20 protein-coding genes are annotated in these 16,691 nt (G+C 43.6%); 1 reads left to right on the top strand and 19 read right to left on the bottom strand.

Annotated features, from left to right (window positions below; all coding sequences use genetic code 11):
- Nucleotide 1: 1 nt before the first annotated feature.
- The 17 genes from MSED_RS00535 to MSED_RS00455 all read right to left on the bottom strand — a co-directional run bounded on the left by MSED_RS00535 (nucleotide 2) and on the right by MSED_RS00455 (nucleotide 12,386).
- Nucleotides 2–727: a 30S ribosomal protein S4e gene (locus tag MSED_RS00535; RefSeq protein ID WP_011921249.1), complete on the bottom strand. Its 726-nt coding sequence runs from the start codon at nucleotides 725–727 to the stop codon at nucleotides 2–4.
- The gene (rplX, locus tag MSED_RS00530) at nucleotides 724–1,059 is read right to left on the bottom strand and encodes a 50S ribosomal protein L24 (protein ID WP_011921248.1); all 336 of its coding nucleotides are present in this window, start codon (nucleotides 1,057–1,059) and stop codon (nucleotides 724–726) included. Before rplX ends, MSED_RS00535 begins: the two co-directional genes overlap by 4 nt.
- A gap of 9 nt (nucleotides 1,060–1,068) precedes the next feature.
- The gene (locus MSED_RS00525) at nucleotides 1,069–1,485 is read right to left on the bottom strand and encodes a 50S ribosomal protein L14 (RefSeq protein WP_011921247.1); all 417 of its coding nucleotides are present in this window, start codon (nucleotides 1,483–1,485) and stop codon (nucleotides 1,069–1,071) included.
- A gap of 6 nt (nucleotides 1,486–1,491) precedes the next feature.
- A complete protein-coding gene (locus MSED_RS00520; RefSeq protein ID WP_011921246.1) occupies nucleotides 1,492–1,827 on the bottom strand; it encodes a 30S ribosomal protein S17 in 336 nt (111 codons plus the stop codon).
- A gap of 4 nt (nucleotides 1,828–1,831) precedes the next feature.
- A complete protein-coding gene (locus MSED_RS00515) occupies nucleotides 1,832–2,086 on the bottom strand; it encodes a ribonuclease P protein component 1 (protein ID WP_011921245.1) in 255 nt (84 codons plus the stop codon).
- Nucleotides 2,073–2,279 (bottom strand): 50S ribosomal protein L29, encoded by a 207-nt coding sequence (gene rpmC / locus MSED_RS00510; protein WP_011921244.1) that lies wholly within the window; start codon nucleotides 2,277–2,279, stop codon nucleotides 2,073–2,075. Before rpmC ends, MSED_RS00515 begins: the two co-directional genes overlap by 14 nt.
- A complete protein-coding gene (locus MSED_RS00505; RefSeq protein WP_011921243.1) occupies nucleotides 2,260–2,982 on the bottom strand; it encodes a 30S ribosomal protein S3 in 723 nt (240 codons plus the stop codon). Before MSED_RS00505 ends, rpmC begins: the two co-directional genes overlap by 20 nt.
- A gap of 3 nt (nucleotides 2,983–2,985) precedes the next feature.
- The gene (locus MSED_RS00500) at nucleotides 2,986–3,456 is read right to left on the bottom strand and encodes a 50S ribosomal protein L22 (RefSeq protein ID WP_011921242.1); all 471 of its coding nucleotides are present in this window, start codon (nucleotides 3,454–3,456) and stop codon (nucleotides 2,986–2,988) included.
- Nucleotides 3,457–3,461: 5 nt separating this feature from the next.
- Complete coding sequence (locus MSED_RS00495; protein ID WP_011921241.1) at nucleotides 3,462–3,884, bottom strand: 30S ribosomal protein S19; 423 nt, start codon at nucleotides 3,882–3,884, stop codon at nucleotides 3,462–3,464.
- Nucleotides 3,885–3,916: 32 nt separating this feature from the next.
- Nucleotides 3,917–4,633 (bottom strand): 50S ribosomal protein L2, encoded by a 717-nt coding sequence (locus MSED_RS00490; RefSeq protein WP_011921240.1) that lies wholly within the window; start codon nucleotides 4,631–4,633, stop codon nucleotides 3,917–3,919.
- Nucleotides 4,634–4,642: 9 nt separating this feature from the next.
- Complete coding sequence (locus MSED_RS00485) at nucleotides 4,643–4,888, bottom strand: 50S ribosomal protein L23 (RefSeq protein WP_011921239.1); 246 nt, start codon at nucleotides 4,886–4,888, stop codon at nucleotides 4,643–4,645.
- Nucleotides 4,885–5,676: a 50S ribosomal protein L4 gene (gene rpl4p, locus MSED_RS00480; RefSeq protein WP_011921238.1), complete on the bottom strand. Its 792-nt coding sequence runs from the start codon at nucleotides 5,674–5,676 to the stop codon at nucleotides 4,885–4,887. Before rpl4p ends, MSED_RS00485 begins: the two co-directional genes overlap by 4 nt.
- Nucleotides 5,677–5,681: 5 nt before the next feature.
- Nucleotides 5,682–6,707 carry a 50S ribosomal protein L3 gene (locus MSED_RS00475; RefSeq protein WP_011921237.1) on the bottom strand — a complete coding sequence of 342 codons (1,026 nt, stop codon included), beginning with the start codon at nucleotides 6,705–6,707 and terminating at the stop codon, nucleotides 5,682–5,684.
- 154 nt (nucleotides 6,708–6,861) lie between these two features.
- Entirely contained in the window at nucleotides 6,862–7,590 is a 729-nt protein-coding gene (locus MSED_RS00470) for a putative RNA uridine N3 methyltransferase (protein WP_011921236.1), read from the bottom strand.
- A complete protein-coding gene (gene ileS, locus MSED_RS00465; protein ID WP_048060219.1) occupies nucleotides 7,591–10,740 on the bottom strand; it encodes an isoleucine--tRNA ligase in 3,150 nt (1,049 codons plus the stop codon).
- 50 nt (nucleotides 10,741–10,790) lie between these two features.
- Entirely contained in the window at nucleotides 10,791–11,801 is a 1,011-nt protein-coding gene (locus MSED_RS00460; RefSeq protein WP_011921234.1) for an isocitrate/isopropylmalate family dehydrogenase, read from the bottom strand.
- 12 nt (nucleotides 11,802–11,813) lie between these two features.
- Nucleotides 11,814–12,386, bottom strand: a complete 573-nt coding sequence (locus MSED_RS00455; RefSeq protein WP_011921233.1) for a DUF447 domain-containing protein — start codon at nucleotides 12,384–12,386, stop codon at nucleotides 11,814–11,816.
- A gap of 34 nt (nucleotides 12,387–12,420) precedes the next feature.
- Between MSED_RS00455 and MSED_RS00450 the strand changes: the two genes are divergently transcribed.
- On the top strand, nucleotides 12,421–13,725 hold the full coding sequence (locus tag MSED_RS00450; RefSeq protein WP_011921232.1) for an aminopeptidase: 1,305 nt from the start codon (nucleotides 12,421–12,423) through the stop codon (nucleotides 13,723–13,725).
- On the opposite strand, the gene MSED_RS00445 is transcribed toward MSED_RS00450, so the two are convergent.
- Nucleotides 13,708–14,433, bottom strand: a complete 726-nt coding sequence (locus tag MSED_RS00445) for an HAD family hydrolase (protein WP_011921231.1) — start codon at nucleotides 14,431–14,433, stop codon at nucleotides 13,708–13,710. The genes MSED_RS00450 and MSED_RS00445 overlap by 18 nt on opposite strands.
- Before the next feature lie 6 nt (nucleotides 14,434–14,439).
- Nucleotides 14,440–16,650: an elongation factor EF-2 gene (locus MSED_RS00440; protein ID WP_011921230.1), complete on the bottom strand. Its 2,211-nt coding sequence runs from the start codon at nucleotides 16,648–16,650 to the stop codon at nucleotides 14,440–14,442.
- Between the last annotated feature and the right edge of the window lie 41 nt (nucleotides 16,651–16,691).

Genomic DNA, 16,691 nt, shown 5'->3' with positions numbered 1-16,691 from the left:
TTTACTCCACCTTCACCTCAGGTTTTTCCTCTCCTATAACCATTGCATTTTCAAGGTTAGTCTCGTATTCAGAACCGTCTGGGCTTCTAATTACAACAATGGAGTAACGCCTGGTCTTGTAAGGAGAGGTCTGAATTCTCTTTAATTGACCTATGATTCCTGCGTTCTTTCCACCTACAGCCATAACATATACATTTTCCTTAAACCCATACACACCTAATATCTCCTGGTTTGGAATTGATATCTTTAAGGTTGTCAGGGTAGGAAGCTTGAACATTTCAGTGGACTCCTTGCTTATCAAAAGGTTCCTCCCATCTTCGAGATTAAATTGAAGTAAACCCCCCTTCACGAGCGTTTTGTTCAGCAACCTCACGAGTTTGAATTTACTTTCCTCTTCCGAGATCTTTACAGGTTTAAGAAGCCTAGCACGATCTGGAACTATTCTCAAATATAGGTCAGCATGAGGAATAGCAATCACATCCATCAAACCTACAGGATATTTGTAATCACGTCTTACTCTTCCATCCACTAGCACCTTACCGTCTGAAATTATCTTCTTAGATTCCTTAAGCGAAGAAGTAAACGCGAGATAATCCCTCAGAAGTAAACCTAGTGGGATACTCTTGCCTAACGGATGGGGACCAGGCGAGGCTCTAACGGTCCATTTATACTCCTTTTTACTCGCTCTTAAGAACCAGGGAGCCTCTAATCTAGTAATATGAGTCATTGAGCCTTACCTCCTTGCTCCTCTTTCTGCCTTGAAGCTTTCCTATTTATAATGTCTTTCCTCCTTGGATCATTTGTATTCAACTTAGTAATTTCTACCTTAGAAGCGTGAATCTTAATGTAGACTGGAGTGCCGTCTGCCTTCTTCCTAGTCAGACCTTCAATAGCTATTCTACCAGACTCAGGGAACACCTGAGTCACCTTTCCCTCAAAGCCGTAATTATCTCCCCTCATTACTCTCACAGTATCATCCTTCCTTATACCGATTCTTTTCATTCCATATTCCTTCGCTAGCTCATCGGAAAGAGGGGCAATCAGTTTAGACGATACCATCGAAATCACCTAAACTATTAAGGTAGCCAGGCTAGCTACCTTTGGCCATCTTTCTGCAGCTTCCCTTGCTACTGGACCTCTTATCTCTGTTCCCTTTGCTGTACCATCTGGGTTTACAATAACTACTGCATTATCATCGAACGAGATCCAAGTACCATCTGGCCTTCTGAAGGGCATTCTCTGCCTTATTACCACCGCCTTAAACTTCTGCTTTCTGACGTCAGGAGCTCCTTTCCTAACAGATACCATCACAAGATCGCCTACGTTTGCGTAAGGTACTCTCCTTAGAGCACCTCTATAGCCGAAGACACTAATGATCATGGCCTCCTTAGCGCCACTGTTGTCAGACACATTTACCATAGTATAGTTTTGAACTGCGGGAGTTAGGCCCTTCCTCGATCCTAATACCTGCATTTTTTCTGGCATTCATTTTCACCTCTTGCCTAGAACTACGAAGGAAACCGATTTAGATAGGGGTCTAGTTTCCCCTATTATAACTCTGTCTCCTTCCTTGACGTCCAGACAACTGGGAACTCTCGCATGAATTCTGCTCGTTCTCCTTTCATATCTCTTGTATTTATGATCGTAGAACAGGTAAGTTCTTTCGATCACACCCATCTTGGGTGCCCTATTCTTAACCAAGGTACCCTCAATTAGAGTACCTCTAACCTTTAAACTCCCATGGAATGGGCAATCCTCGTCCTCACACTCCCTACTAGGAGGAGTGATCCCAGGAATGCCCACGTTTTTTGTTTTTACTTGAGACATGAAATCACCTCAACCTTTTTATCGGCTTGCCTATCAAGGCGTCGCCACATATAGTTAATCGACGTCTTTTAAAATCTATCTCATAAATTCCATTGGGTTTATATACGGAAAATGCGTTGTCCCCTGCCTTAACGAGAAAGGTTTTCTCGGTTTCCAGAATTATTATTCCTTCCCTCCCAACCAAGGAGGGATCAGAATGAGTTAAAATCCTTACTCTTTTCCCTATTAGATCATACTCTAAAAATCTATTTTTTCTCATTTCTCTTTTTTTCTGAAAGTATAGTGTATATACGGGCTATATCTTTCCTTATATTCCTTATCGAGGAAGTATTCTTGATCGTTCCCATCCTCGCCTCGGCCTTTCTCTTGAGAAGATCAGCCTTGAGCTCTTCCAGGCGTTTCTTTAGGTCCTCTTCGCTTAATTTCCTGAGTTCACTGACTCTTTTGGTCATTTTCTGCGCCTCCTAATTGTTCCTCAAGTTTAACGTTTTGGGTCTCATCAATTATCCTCACGTTTGTTACCCTAACTTCTCCAGATTCGCCCCCAGTACTAGTGCCTGCAGTTTGTTTAAGCGAAATTTTATCTATGGTCCTCAGGGGCTTCGTTATAACCACCTCAACGCCATATATTCCCATCTTGAGTGTGGCTATGGCTATGGCCCTGTCCACCATTACATCTAGGTTATTGCCGGTCTTGTAGACTATTCCCTCCTTAAGCTTCTCGAACTTAGCTCTCTCTGAAGTAATCTTTCCGCTAACTATCACCTCTGCTCCAAGGGCTCCAGCGTTCATTATCCTCCTGATTGTCATGAAGGCAGCTCTTCGGAAGTGATATCCCTTCTCAAGGGTCACCGCTAGCCTGAACGCCATTACCCTAGCGTTCAGCTCTGGTTTCTCCGGCTGAGTTACAGTGATCTGAGGATTCTCTAGGTTAAAGTACTTCTCCAATATTTGGGCCAACCTCTTTATTGTCTTTCCATCTTTACCTATAATGATCGCTGGTCTACCCGCATAGATTGTAACTCTAGTACCCATGGGAGTCTTGCTGATCTCAGAACCAGCATATTCAGCGTTATAATATTCCTTTGCTAAGAACTCATCTACCATTACTCTTGTCATGGACTTTTGAAGGAAGTATTTCTTTATATCAACCAAGCTCTACACCTCACCAACTATAACCTCTATGTGAGAAGTCCTGTTGTATTTCTTAGTGGCCCTACCAAACGCCCTAGGCATAAATCTCTTTATAATAATGCCCTTATGCGCTGCTATATGGACAACCTTGAGTTTATCCTCATCCAATCCCTTTCCTTGCGCATTAGCCAATGCGTTCTCTAGGGCCTTGTTTACATACTTTATAGCCTTTTTAGGATATCTGCCACTTTTGACTTTCCATTTTCTTGAGATATTTGACTTGTGAGAAGCACCGTGGTCATATCTCCAGTATGGCAAGGCCTCCTTCTCCTCCATAACTCTCTGGAGGAAAGCCTGGGCTTCCTTAACATTCATTCCTCTAATTGCCTTGCACACATTATAGAGATCCTTTATCGAAACAGGAGCATTTCTAATCACTGCTTTACCAACTCTACTATCATCAAGGGATAGAATAGGATAATTCCATGCTGCCATTTTCTTCACCCTTTCATGGCCATGAAGAGGCTGGATCTTGTAGCCTTAAGGCCAGGTTCTCCATGTTCTACCTTCTGGATCGGTATAGAGAACTCACCTAGATAATGCCCTATCATCTCAGGCACCACTTGAAACTCAACGAATTGCTTGCCATTATATACTGCAAATTTCAAACCTACCATCTCCGGTAAAATTACCAGACTTCTCACATGGGTCTTAATCGGCTTGTCTGCCTTTGAATCTCTTCTGATTTTCCTGATCTTTTCAATTAAAGTCCTTTCTGAAGGAGTAAAACCCTTCCTCAAAGATCTTCTCTGTCTGGCGGGTAACAACTTGATAAAATCGTCCATTGGCATGTTCAACAATTCTTCTAATGATTTGCCCCTATACCTAAACTTCTTCCACTCGGCAGGAATCTCCACTGACATCTACAGATCATCCCCCCTAGTATTATTTAAGTTCACTTCCTATCCCTCCTACCCGTTCTACGTGCTGCAATATGTCCAACCTTTCTGCCTGGCGGGGTATTCCTAGCTACAGTGCTAGACCTGCTAACGCTCTGATGAAGACCTCCTCCGTGTGGATGAGACACAACGTTCATCGCAACACCTCTAACATCAGGCCACTTTGTTGCTTTGACCTTATACTTCCAGTAATTATTTCCAGCCTTTAGAAGAGGTTTCTCTAAGACCCCTCCACCTGCCACAGTTCCCACAGTGACCAAAGCGTTCTCATCTATCTCCTTTATCTTTCCAGAGGGTAACCTTAGAATAACTTTTCCCTCAGATTTCCCCACTACAATTGCGTATGATCCAGCCGTTCTTGCGTATCTTCCACCATCTCCTCTATGAAGTTCCACGTTAGATACATACACACCCTCAGGTAGATCTTTCGCTGGAACTATGTTACCCAAGGATGCTGGGGAGCCCTCTCCAACCTCTATTTTTTGACCTGATATTAATCCCTGAACGGCAGGAATGAAGAACTGAATACCAGTATCTAACTTAACCTTTGCCACTGGTTCTGTCATTCCAGGATTATGCAAAATATCAACAACCTTAGCGATATGATGCCCGGTTATAGTTGGATATCTGACCTTTCCTACCCTTAACCAACCTGGGTTTCGGAAATTTATGTTTCCTCTTCCTGCTCTTTGTTGTAAAAGTTTCTTACCCATTTAAATCACCTAAAGAATTCCAAGCTTCTGGGCTATTTCTGACGCCTTGTATTCAGGCGCCAGCTTGACATACGCCTTCTTCTCACCTCTAGGTGTTATCACCACGTTAACTTTCTCTACCTTCACTCCAAACGCCTTCTCCACTTCACTCTTTATAGTTGCCTTATTGTCCTCCCTATCTACTACGAGAACTAGCGTATTATTTGATTCTAACAATCTAACCGACTTCTCCGTGGAAATACTTTCTTTGATCATTTTATCAGCCCCTTAAATCTATCCTGGAGAACCTTAAGGGCAGATTCGGTATAAATTACTAATCTACCCGCATGTCCTCCTGGTGCCAGATGAATTACACTCACATCTTTAGCTGATACTACATCTACGCCTGGCAAGTTTAGAGCTGCCTCCACAATAGGCAGTTTGGGATCATGAACAACAAGCAATGGTCCGACCGTACGCTTATACTTTCTCCCTCTCATCTTCCCCTTACCTGCTCTTATTCTCTTGTAAGAGGCCCTTTTTAATTCCTGTTCCAGTCCTAGCTTAATCAAGATCTCCTCTAGCTCTGCTGTCTTCTTGATACCTCCAAGATCATCGACCACAACTAGCGGTAGATCACCCGTAAACCTGTGTCCTCTATTTGTTACAATCTCCTTTATAGTAGTAGAGGCCAACGCGCTTATCACGGCTAACCTCTTTTCCTTCTCGTTTATGTCTTCCTTTACTCTTTCCCTAGGAGACGGGGGAAAAGCCAATCTTCCTCCCGCTGTATTAGGGGCTAGTGCACCCTCACCTGCTCCCCTTATACGTGGAACCCTCGCCAAACCTAGGTTTATACCAAAACTTTTAGCTGTGGTTCTCTTGCCAGCCATTGGATCCCTTCCTTTAGGCTGTAGACCTTGCGTAAATGACGAATGAAATGCCCTCCTTATTAGGTCCTTCCTTACAGGATAACTAAAGATTAAAGGTAGCTGAACGTCCTTTACCTTGTTTCCTGATAGATCCAATACTTTTGTACTTTTTTCTAAAAGAGTTGTATACACTCATTTCACCCCTGCTTACTGTTCACATCCACATAGGTAACCTTCGGAACCGGAAGTTGTGCGGAATAAGGTCTGATGGGGTACCTCAGGAAGAGAGGTCTCTTTATGGATCCTATCGTGGAGCCTTGAACTAGAAGGTAGGTATTCTTGACTAGTCCATATCTCACGAAACCACCCTTGGGGTTTATCAACTTGGTATCGTCTGATATCTTCAGGATCCTCTTGTTGTACTCGGTTCTCCTGTGGAATCCCATCTGGCCTGGCTGAGGAACATAACTTGGAGTTCCCAAAGATGGACCTTTTGTACCAACCTTCCTGCTACCTTTCCTATGTTTATGCCATCTAGGTAACTCCTGTACTCCGTACCTCTTGATCACACCTTGAAAACCATGTCCCTTGGTCACACCTATTATATCCATAAGCTGACCTTCTTTGAAGACGTCCCTTACTGAAAGAGTATTGCCGAGAAGCTTTAAACCATACTCGAGTTGGTTTTTTGTGTTTCCACCACCTATCTGAACCTCTACAATATCCGGAGTTTTCTTACCAAGGGCTGGAATAAGATGCGGTTGGGTTGAAACGAGAAGCCTAAAGTAGCTAACGCTCTCAAGGTTAGACTCAATGTCCTTTAACTGATGTTCCTTCTTCTCTTTATCAATCTTTAATCCCCTTATTCTTCTAGTGATGAACTTGCCAAAGTCTCCCAGATCCCCCCACACTTCGCCCATTACTGAATGTTCTCCCCTATTGTTTAACCCATAAGCTCTTAACGCAAGAACGTAAATGGGTGGAGTCTCCAGAACAGTAACGGGGACATAAATCTCCTTCCCAAACATAGACGAGGATCTATCTTCGTCTATCATAAAGATGTGGGTCATGCCCACCTTATATCCCACAAACCCAAGAGTTACGGGATTGGGTAAGTTCACTTCAGGATAAGATCTTGGAGATGGTAAAAGCTCCTCTGATCTTTTTCTGGGTCTTAATCCGGCTGATCCTCTCCTTGGCGAGGATAACTTTCTATGTCCCATCCTATACCCCTTCTCCTATCACATCAGATCGATGACCAATAATAAATTTGATGCCCAACTATGAGGACATAATATTAGATCCCCAACCCCCTGAAATCGAACACCCTTAAAGTACGATTTAGCTGGATATGAGATAACTGAGTAGACAATTGTCTCACATTAAGATAAAATTTAGTACAGTGAGACTTGCAATTAAGGCCTCCTTAGACCTAACGTCGGATACCCCTTGTTTACGTATGAAGTTAAAGGATGGATAGGCCTTGAACAATGACTTTATACCTCCGCTTGGAGGTCCTATTAAAAGCGTGATGCCATGACTTTGATACATAGATCTTAGGGTACCGATACTCTCCAAAGGATCAAGACCAGATCTGCTAGCTATTACGACGTTGTTAATCTTGCCTAAATCTAGTTCAGAGATGGTCTCAATTGATGGTCCTTCATAGAAGGGTGAAGTGTACCTCAATGCTTTGCATTTCTCAGAGTTAACCACTAGCATGAAACCGTTCTTCCCTTCACAACCCTTCAGACCACTATTCCCCCGCTGGACCAGTCTTATCTCCCCCTCTACAGGAACATTAGATACAGCATGATAGGGAGTATTAATAGGCTGAAGTAAACCTGCCTTGCTGAGGTCCGGGTCTATCCCTATATTCCTTTTAAGGTAAGGAGGGGTCATAGCATATGTCATGAGCTTCCTTATCCTAGACAAGTGCGAACGTTCGCCCCGATCCACTAGGTAGAGCCTTGTGACCCTGAACTCAACCAAAGCCCTAATTACGTCAGAAACCTCCAGGGTAAAAACCGTAAGGTTGTTTTTCAAGGTAAACATATCAGGATAGATAGCTACATTAAGGGGGTGAGCCCTGGGAAAGGGAAACATCTACTGAACCTTTCTTATACCTATTGTATATTCTTCTCCATCAATGTCCCAGGTGGTAATCTGGTCTCCCTCCTGTTGTCCTATGATAACTTCCTTAGACCTGGTCTCCGCAGAGATGTAGTCCCTGAATTTTTCCAGAACCTCAGCTCTATCCTGTGGAGGGACTATACTGACAATTATGTAATCGGTTACATTTAAGTTCATTAATTTTCTCATATATTGTATTCTCCTTATCACATCTCTGACTATTCCTTCCTCCTCTTCCTTACCGCTAATCTCCCTAGGTATGAGTACAACCCCGCTCTCAAAGGATCCGCTGGTATATTCTGGCTTCACTTCCTCTGTAATTCTTAGATGTGTTGTGGATAGTTTTACCTCCGTGTCATCTATAAACACCGTGTGGAACCCCTTTTCAAGGATATCCTTAGCTATGACCTCCTTATTGCTCTCCACGTATTGTACGATCCTAGGGGACAACCTTTTGTACTCCTTCCCTATGGCTCCCTTATCTGGCTCTATCTTCAACTGACTGAACTCGTAAAACTTCGCCATATCGTAGAATCTAACTTCCTTGGAGTTGAGGAGGGTCTTTAATAGCTCCTTGTTCTCATCGAGCTTAGCTATTAAGCCAGAGTCCTTTAAGAAAACGTGGGCAACTGATACTGGCCATCTAAGTTTAATGTTGGCCTTTGCCCTAGCGTTCAAGCTAGCCTCAGAGATAGCTTTCATTAATTCTACCGTGGCTTCGAGCTCATTGTCAATCAAGTCTTTCCTTACATTTCCTAAGATCTCCATGGAGACAGATAGTTTCTTGTCGTTAACCACAAAGGTCTGATATACTTTCTCGGCGAAATATGGAACGACGGCTGAGGCCATTATCAACCATTCACGCATTATATAATACAAGATAGTGTAGAGGACCAGCTTATCTTGGCTTAATCCTTCCTCCCAGGCCCTCTTCCTCACAAGCCTCAAGTAGAATCTGCTTATGTCCTCTATCATGAATCTTACCAATTCATTGGCTAACTCATGAACCTTGTAATCCCTCATCGCCTCGCTAACCCTAGACCGCATATTGTAAAATCTCGACACTATCCATCTATCCTCCACCCTAGCATATTTCAACGCCTCCTCGAGGCTCATCTTCGTGGGACTAAAGTTGTCTAGGTTCATGTACATTGAGGTAAAGAGGAATACGTTCCATATAATTTGCAGGTCTCTTTGTGATAGTTCGAGGTTTTTCTCAGAAAACTTGACGTCCTCCCATGTGGTATTTCTCAATAGCATTAGCCTTAGTACATCTCTTCCATATTTCTCGATTACAACAGAAGGTTCAACGTAATTACCTAGGCTCTTGTGCATCTCCCTTCCCTGCTCGTCAAGCATGAAACCATGAACCAATACTGCCTCATAGGGAGCCCTATCATCTAAGATAACTCCCGATCTAAGGAGGCTGAAGAACCAACCCCTTAATTGATCATGGCCTTCTAAAACTAAGTCCACTGGGCCTAACTCCTTCCACTTGCTCATCCAGTCTTTTCCTAGGCTGGAAAAGAAGGCTACGCCACTGTCAAACCAGACATCCGCTACATCAGGAACTCTCTTAGCTTTGGCCCCGCATTTCTCACATCGAATAACAACGTTATCTATCCAAGGCTTATGAAGATCTTCGGGAACCTCATTCAAGGCTACCTTCTTTAGTTCCTCCACGCTCCCAACTACGTTCACATGCCCATTTTCACATACCCATATGGGAAGCGGATTTCCCCAAAACCTCTGCCTACTTATCACCCAGTCCCTGAGTTCGGCAACCATATTCCCTATTCTCGTCCTCCCCCAAGAAGGTATCCAGTTAACTCTGTCTATCTCTGATTGTAGTTTATTCTTTAACTTGGTGACCCTAATAAACCACTGGTCTATTGCCCTCAATATTAGTGGAGATTTACATCTCCAGCAAATGGGATAACGGTGAACTATCTTACCAGCATGAAGAAGGGCGCCTCTCTCTTTCAGGTCCTGAATTATCACATTAGCCGAGTCTCTGACATTCATGTTAGCATACTTTCCTGCCATTTCAGTGAACTGACCTCTGTCATTTACTAGCATCACCACAGGCATTCCGTTGGACTTGCCTACCTCAAAATCCACATCACCGTGCCCTGGTGCAGAGTGCACAAGACCAGTACCGTCCTCCAGGGTTACCCTATCTCCCGCGTCTACCACAACGTGATATTGGTCAATGTTATGCTGTGCAGGTACTATGTCCCGTAATGGGTGTTCATAGCGAAGTCCAAGGATCTCCTCTCCCTTGAACGTTCTAAGGACCTTGAACTTCTGTATCTTAGCTTCCTTCATTACCGCCTCCACTCTTTGCTCTGCAATGATATAGACCTCACCATTAGCCTCAACTTCAGCATACTTGTAGTCCTTGTTTATCATCACAAAGACGTTAGAGGGCAAGGTCCATGGGGTTGTGGTCCATATAACCAGGAACTTGTTCTGGGATCCCACTACCTTAAACTTGACGTATATGGAAGGATCCTCAATATCCTTGTACTCGGACACCTCGTAATCGGATAACGTCGTTTCGCACCTTGGACACCAGTGCAAAACTTGAACATCCCTTGCCAGTAACCCCTTCTCATGTGCCTTCTTTATTACAGCCCATGAGTTGCTGATAAACGTTGAATCCAAGGTAAGATAGGGATTCTCCCAATCCATGAATACGCCGACATTCTTGAAATTCTCGGACATGGAATTCAGATTAGTTAGTGCAAAATCTCTACAGAGCTGGACAAACTTCTCTACACCTATCTTATCATATATATCCCTTTTTTGAGAAATATTTAACTTCCTCTCAACGGCCACCTCAATGGGTAATCCATGGGTGTCATAACCTGGCTGGTCGTGGACCCTATAACCTTCAAGCCTCTTGTATCTTAAGATGGAATCCTTGATTACCTTATTCCAAATGGTGCCTATATGGGGTATGGGTGCGGATGGATAAGGTGGTCCATCTATGAAAAGGAATTTCTTTGTAAATTTCCCGTTGTATTCCTTTAAGGCCTTGTAAACTTTTTTCTCAACCCAAAAATCTGAAACCTCTTTTTCTATCTTCAATGGTTCAAATTTCGATTGAAGGGGCCTCACTGGAGATAAGTCTGACACGAAAGGGTTTTCATTGTATGAATTTAAAAACACTATGTTAGCTTCGAATATATCGCGTCAATTATGTCACTTAACTTGGAGCTTCCACCCACATCGGGCGTGAGATTTTTACCCTCGCTATAAACCTTGTAAATCGAGTTAGTAAGTGATTGTGAGGCCTGTAAATATCTCTGATCCTTACTTAGTTGATACATGCGTTCCAGCATCATACTCACGGAGAGCAGAAAAGCTGTTGGGTTCACAATTCCCTTCCCAGCTATGTCGAAGGCAGCTCCATGAACGGGTTCAAATAGCGACTTCCTTTCCCCAATGTTTGCCGAGGGAGCTAAGCCTAAGCTTCCAGCTATTTGTGAAGCCTCGTCGCTCAGTATATCTCCGTACATGTTCGTGGTGATAATGACGTCAAACATGTTTGGGTCCTTCACTAGATTAGCCGCTGCCGCATCTACGTACATCTCGTTATATTCTACTTTCCCCTTTAGCACGGAACGACAGGACCTTGCAAACAACCCATCTGTTATCCTCATCACGTTAGCCTTGTGAACGCAGGTAACCTTGTTTCTTCTCCTCTTTGCATAATCCAGCGCAACGTTGGCTATCCTGGTGGAAGCCATAGCTGATATCACCTTAAGTCCAACAGCGACTCCTTCTGAGATTTCATGCTCGAACCCCTTATAGAGATCCTCAGTGTTCTCCCTAACTATTAGGATATCCACGTTTCCGTATTTGTTGGGAACTCCTGGAAGTGATTTAGCAGGCCTCAGATTGGCGTACATATCATACATCTGCCTTAACTTTACCACTACGTCCATGGCTGACTCGCCTACTGGGCCCTTAAGTATCATGTCAGACGATTCTATTACCTTGAGAGTATTCTTTGGCAATGCCTCCCCGTACTTGGCTTGAGCCGAATCCCCAGCCTCCACCTCAATAAACTCTATTCCGAGAGAGTACGTTTCCACAAGTTTCGCTAAGATTTTCTTACTTGCAAAAAATATTTCTGGTCCTACTCCATCGCCCGGAATTACCGAAACCCTAAACATGGGTTGGCATACCTAATCAAGCTTATATCCTTTTGACCTCAGCGTCTCCAAGATCTCTCGGAGGTATCCCTCCAGGTACGGACTAGTTCTTTTAATCACGCCTATCTCATAGCTCATTATTTCAAGCAACTTTTCCCTCTCTTGGGGTAGGATATCCAACCTTGTCAAATGGACAAGGAGATCCACGAATAACCCATCTCCTCTAGAAAAGGATTTTTCCCTGCACTCTCCCTTAAATTCTAGAAAATTTAACGTGTACTCGCTGGGGTTTCCCAGAGTCTCGAGATTGCACTTTGCAATGAATACGCATGAGACGTCTATCACGGGTAAACCGTACATAAAGGAGGTAGGCCTTAAACCGCCCTTTAGTCCTTGATAAAAGAGAGTTGGGTCCTGAGTTATGAGGATGGAGCAATAAGGATGCACGGAGATATTTCTAGAGGTAATAGATCCCTCGTATAGCCTCAACCTATACTCCTTGAAGTATCTCAAGCCCACAGGGGAGATGTTGTCAGAGACTCCAGTGGTACCCAATAGTACCTCATAAATTCCGGGGTGCGGAAAAACTTGATTTATTTTGTACATGTAGACTATCGATTAAGTTAACAAGGTTAGAATAATGAGCATTGATCATGGGTTAGCAGGCGATATAAACGAGGGAAGAAGGATAGGGAGACTAAGAGAAATCTTAGAAGACGTCAGCGATGAAATTAAGGTCTACAGGGAGAGGATATTAACGTGGGAGGTTAACCATTCTCTGGTAACCATAAACGGTGAAAGGGTAGAACATCAGGCACTACCATACTCGCCTACCTCGTATATCAGAGGACACGTAGTGGAGAATCCTGAAGACTGTAGGAAAGACACAGTACTTGTAAATAGGGGTAACTCGAGGTTCGATGTTTATTACGACATTATTCTGGCCAAGAGGTTTGGTTGTGAAGCCTTACTATTAACACAAGTCGAGACTGTCTCGATTTCGCCTCCTTACCTACAGTCTGGAGCCTCGGAACCCCCACTGGGTCTGATATCGATAAAAGGTGCAAATCCTAAGAAAGGGAATCTGGTGGAGATAAATCTCGAAACCAAGGCAAGGATCGTAGACGCTTACGCTATCCATGCGATAAAAAATGGAAGAGAAAGGTCCAAAAAACTCCTTCTGGTCTCCAATCACGATACATGGCTTAGCAAAAGTAAAAGCTGGGTAGTGTCAGCGAAAATTTTCCGAGAGCTAAATGACCCTAGTAACCAATGGGAATACCTTTGTATATCTGGAATGGAGTCTGGAGCACCTGGATTTTCATCACTTTATTGGGGATACATGGCTAGGCAACTTAGTAAGAAATTTACAGACAGGGATCTGGCAATAGAGGTTAGAGATAACCTAGCTTTAGAGCTGTCACCTGGAATGAGATATCAAGACATGAAGGGTGATCTGATTTCCCCAATGTCAGCGTCTTTCGAGTTATTGAGGAATGGGATACCATCTGTGACCCTGGGAATAGGAGATACTTCCACAGATCAAACTGATGTAATAAAGACTCTGAAGGCTCTCTCTTCTAATTTCAAATTCTCTCTAGAGGATCTAATAAATGATCTCCTTGACGAGTATTCCCTGTTACCCCCTGAGGTGAAATCCCTACTCACCAACCTCAGCGGAAAACCAAGAGAGGCTAAATACCTTGTCAGATACCTAGGAAGGTACATGGGGTTGCCGGGAAGGATTGAATATGCACTTTTTCATAAGTTGGTGGCTGTAAGGAAATCCTTCAAACACAGGTTCATGTTCGCAGAGGACAATCCAGCGCTAGGAATAGAGGTAACGAGAAATGGGTTTCTCGCAAGCTATAGATCAGGATTAGATAGGGAAATCACAAACTCTTACATTTACAGGTTACACGAAGATTTACAGGAACTCCTCTAACTCCTTTAAACTTGACACTACAAAATCAGCATACAATTCAGGATATTTTACGGACCTATCCCGATCTACAAGTATGCTCTTAAGTCCGGCCTTCTTGGCAGCTAAGCAATCTTTAACTGGATCATCTCCAACCATTACGCACTCGTTTCCCTTAGCCTTTAGCTCCTCACAGGCAAGAATGAAGGGCTGGATACTGGGTTTAGGCTTAACATTATTTTCACCACCTATTATCATTATATCAAATTTATCAATATAGGGAAACTTTGATATTCTAGACTTCTTATCTCCACCCTCACCATCACTATTGGTAACAAGGCCTAGTTTATACCCCTTCTGCTTGAGATAGGTTAGAATATCCATCGCATCTTCGAAGGGAAGAGTCTCTCCTGCGATTGACCAGTAGAGGCTAGTCCATTCGAATAGCTGATCCTTCTCAACCTCATTTATCCCAATCTCTTTCAGAACCTCTACCCACCAGGCGTTCCTATCATAAACTCCCTCTGAGTCGAGCTTCTCAGAGATGTAGAGAAGCTTCTGCTCCAATAGCTCAGGAGAGACAAGTGTTTGTGCATTATCCTTTAGAAAATTGTAAATATCCGAGGAAACGGCTTGAATAGCCTTCCTGAAAACAGGTTTAGAGTTAACTAGCGTATTATCGTAATCAAATAGGATTGCCTTGGAGCCAGCAAAAAGGTTGAATTCTTCCATTTCGATTCACGACAGGAAGTCCTCAACCTTGGGCAGTTCCTTGGGGAGACCCTTTCTTTCTCTAATCTTCAGAATCACATCAGTAAGGATGCTATCTGGAACTGGAGCCCATTTACTGAACTCGGTTCCCCAGAACGCTCTACCGCCGGTGGAGCCTCTTAGATCACTGGCTAGCTCGTAGGACTCTGACACAGGGATCTCTGCAAGTATCCTAGCGACGCTTCCAGATTGAGTCATATTAAGCACTTTGCCCCTCTTTCTGCTTAGAACCGCTGTTACGTTACCCACAAATTCCATCGGAACCCTTATATCAAGCTTCTGAAGTGGCTCTAGGAGTGTTGGCTTAGACATGAGCATTGCAGCAAATATGGCATTCCTCACTGCCGGATAGATTTGGGCAGGTCCCCTATGTGCAGGATCTTCATGTATGGTAGCGTCGTGAAGTATAACCTTTACTCCCCTGATAGGTTCATGAGCTAAAGGCCCTTCTCTCATTGCCAACCTATAACCTTGGAGCATTGTATCCATTATCTCCCTTAAATGCTGGACACCGCTCGTGGCATCTATGAGTACATTAACGTTTTCATCAATAGCGATTATTTTCTTAGCCTCGTCGTAATCCCAGTCTGCTTGATCCCTGAGAATCTTGGCCATCTCCTTAGAATCCATGTCCTCCTTGATGGTACCGTTAGAGATCAGTTCAATCGTCTTATCATTAAGCGGTTCAACACTGATGTAGAACTTGTTATGCTTGTTGGGAGATTTACCCTCAAACACCTGACTCTTATTCCTTACACTCTCCCTATACACCACGATTGGTGGAGTAGTAACTACATCAACGCCATAATTATCCTTTAGCAACTGTAACGAGACCTCAACGTGTAGGAATCCCATTCCAGAGAGGAGATACTCTCCGGTCTCCTCATTAATCTTGACCACTAGGTTAGGATCCTCAATACTTAGCTTCCTTAGCGCATCAATCATTTTTGTTAAGTCCTTTGGATTCTTGGGCTCCACTGCTATGGTTACCACGGGCTCTGAGACGTAATGAAGCTTCTCAAAGCTTCCCTGAAGATCTTTATATCTAATGTCTATGAGAGTCTCACCGGATCTGGCCCTTTCCAAGCCCAGCACTGCAGCAATATTTCCTGCTGGTATTTCATCTGCTAGCTCCCTAAACTGACCCATGTAAATGCTGACCTGTAGGACCTTCTGAGGTGCCTTGGCATTGACTAACCAAACCTCACTACCGGGCCTAATGGTACCGGAAAATACCCTACCTGTCGCCACCAGACCTGCATGTGGATCAACCTTCATGTCTGTGATCATCATCACGACGGGACCATTTGGATCCGCGTTAAGCATGGACTTTGCCAGCTCATTATCCAGGTCGCCTTTCCATATCTTGGGAATTCTATACTTCTGAGCGTCCACAGGATTTGGTACAAACTTAATCACTGCGTCCAGAAGTGCCTCGTTTATGGGTACTTGAGACGCTAATTCATTAATCTTTGTCTTGTCGGTAGTTGAATAGGCATCAATCACATGTTTCATGTTGATGCCCTTTTTCTGAGCCATTGGTATACTAAAGCCCCACCTGTCCTTTGCCGAACCAAACACCACATTGCCCAAGGTTGGATTAATGGCCCATTTCTCCTTTAGTTCAGGCTCAGCATATATGTTAATGAGATTGTTTACTTCCTTAATGATATCCATTAACTTCTGCATCATTTCTTGAGGACCTAACTTCAACTCCTTAACCAGCCTGTCCACCTTATTAACGAACAGAATTGGCCTTACCCTTTCCTCTAGGCTTTGCCTCAACACAGTCTCAGTTTGTGTCATTACTCCTTCCACAGAATCTACCACTACGATGGATCCGTCTAACACCCTGAGGCTTCTAGTTACCCTTCCGCTGAAATCAACGTGTCCAGGAGTATCAATCAGGTTAATGACGTAACCTTTACCCTCAACTTCGTGGTACAAGCTTACGTTAGCTGCCTTAACAGTTATACCCCTTTGTTGTTCTACGGATAGATAGTCCAGGGCTAATGCCTCTCCAGCTACCTTAGGTGAAATTATACCTGAGGCAGCCAATAGTTGGTCGCTGGTGGTTGTCTTACCGTGATCAACGTGTGCAATGATACCAATATTCCTTACCCTTGTCCTATCCTTCATTAGGCTCAAAACTTGTTCTGATGTCTTATATTTGGGCAAGATATCTCACCTAGTATCGTAAACATGTAGTACTATAAGCA

The sequence above is a fragment of the Metallosphaera sedula DSM 5348 genome, assembly GCF_000016605.1.
Taxonomy (GTDB): Archaea; Thermoproteota; Thermoprotei_A; order Sulfolobales; family Sulfolobaceae; genus Metallosphaera; species Metallosphaera sedula.
Note: the sequence above shows the minus strand (reverse complement) of the source record. Positions and strands in the feature narration are given on the sequence as shown.

Coding starts and splice junctions, on each gene's coding strand:
- MSED_RS00525 (WP_011921247.1), bottom strand. CDS start 1,485: ATGCCAGAAAAAATGCAGGTATTAGGATCGAGGAAGGGCCTAACTCCC.
- MSED_RS00445 (WP_011921231.1), bottom strand. CDS start 14,433: ATGGAAGAATTCAACCTTTTTGCTGGCTCCAAGGCAATCCTATTTGAT.
- MSED_RS00460 (WP_011921234.1), bottom strand. CDS start 11,801: ATGTTTAGGGTTTCGGTAATTCCGGGCGATGGAGTAGGACCAGAAATA.
- MSED_RS00485 (WP_011921239.1), bottom strand. CDS start 4,888: ATGATCAAAGAAAGTATTTCCACGGAGAAGTCGGTTAGATTGTTAGAA.
- MSED_RS00495 (WP_011921241.1), bottom strand. CDS start 3,884: ATGTCAGTGGAGATTCCTGCCGAGTGGAAGAAGTTTAGGTATAGGGGC.
- MSED_RS00515 (WP_011921245.1), bottom strand. CDS start 2,086: ATGAGAAAAAATAGATTTTTAGAGTATGATCTAATAGGGAAAAGAGTA.
- MSED_RS00455 (WP_011921233.1), bottom strand. CDS start 12,386: ATGTACAAAATAAATCAAGTTTTTCCGCACCCCGGAATTTATGAGGTA.
- MSED_RS00500 (WP_011921242.1), bottom strand. CDS start 3,456: ATGGCAGCATGGAATTATCCTATTCTATCCCTTGATGATAGTAGAGTT.
- MSED_RS00475 (WP_011921237.1), bottom strand. CDS start 6,707: ATGGGACATAGAAAGTTATCCTCGCCAAGGAGAGGATCAGCCGGATTA.
- MSED_RS00490 (WP_011921240.1), bottom strand. CDS start 4,633: ATGGGTAAGAAACTTTTACAACAAAGAGCAGGAAGAGGAAACATAAAT.
- rpmC (WP_011921244.1), bottom strand. CDS start 2,279: ATGACCAAAAGAGTCAGTGAACTCAGGAAATTAAGCGAAGAGGACCTA.
- MSED_RS00450 (WP_011921232.1), top strand. CDS start 12,421: ATGAGCATTGATCATGGGTTAGCAGGCGATATAAACGAGGGAAGAAGG.
- MSED_RS00520 (WP_011921246.1), bottom strand. CDS start 1,827: ATGTCTCAAGTAAAAACAAAAAACGTGGGCATTCCTGGGATCACTCCT.
- MSED_RS00535 (WP_011921249.1), bottom strand. CDS start 727: ATGACTCATATTACTAGATTAGAGGCTCCCTGGTTCTTAAGAGCGAGT.
- rplX (WP_011921248.1), bottom strand. CDS start 1,059: ATGGTATCGTCTAAACTGATTGCCCCTCTTTCCGATGAGCTAGCGAAG.
- MSED_RS00470 (WP_011921236.1), bottom strand. CDS start 7,590: ATGTTTCCCTTTCCCAGGGCTCACCCCCTTAATGTAGCTATCTATCCT.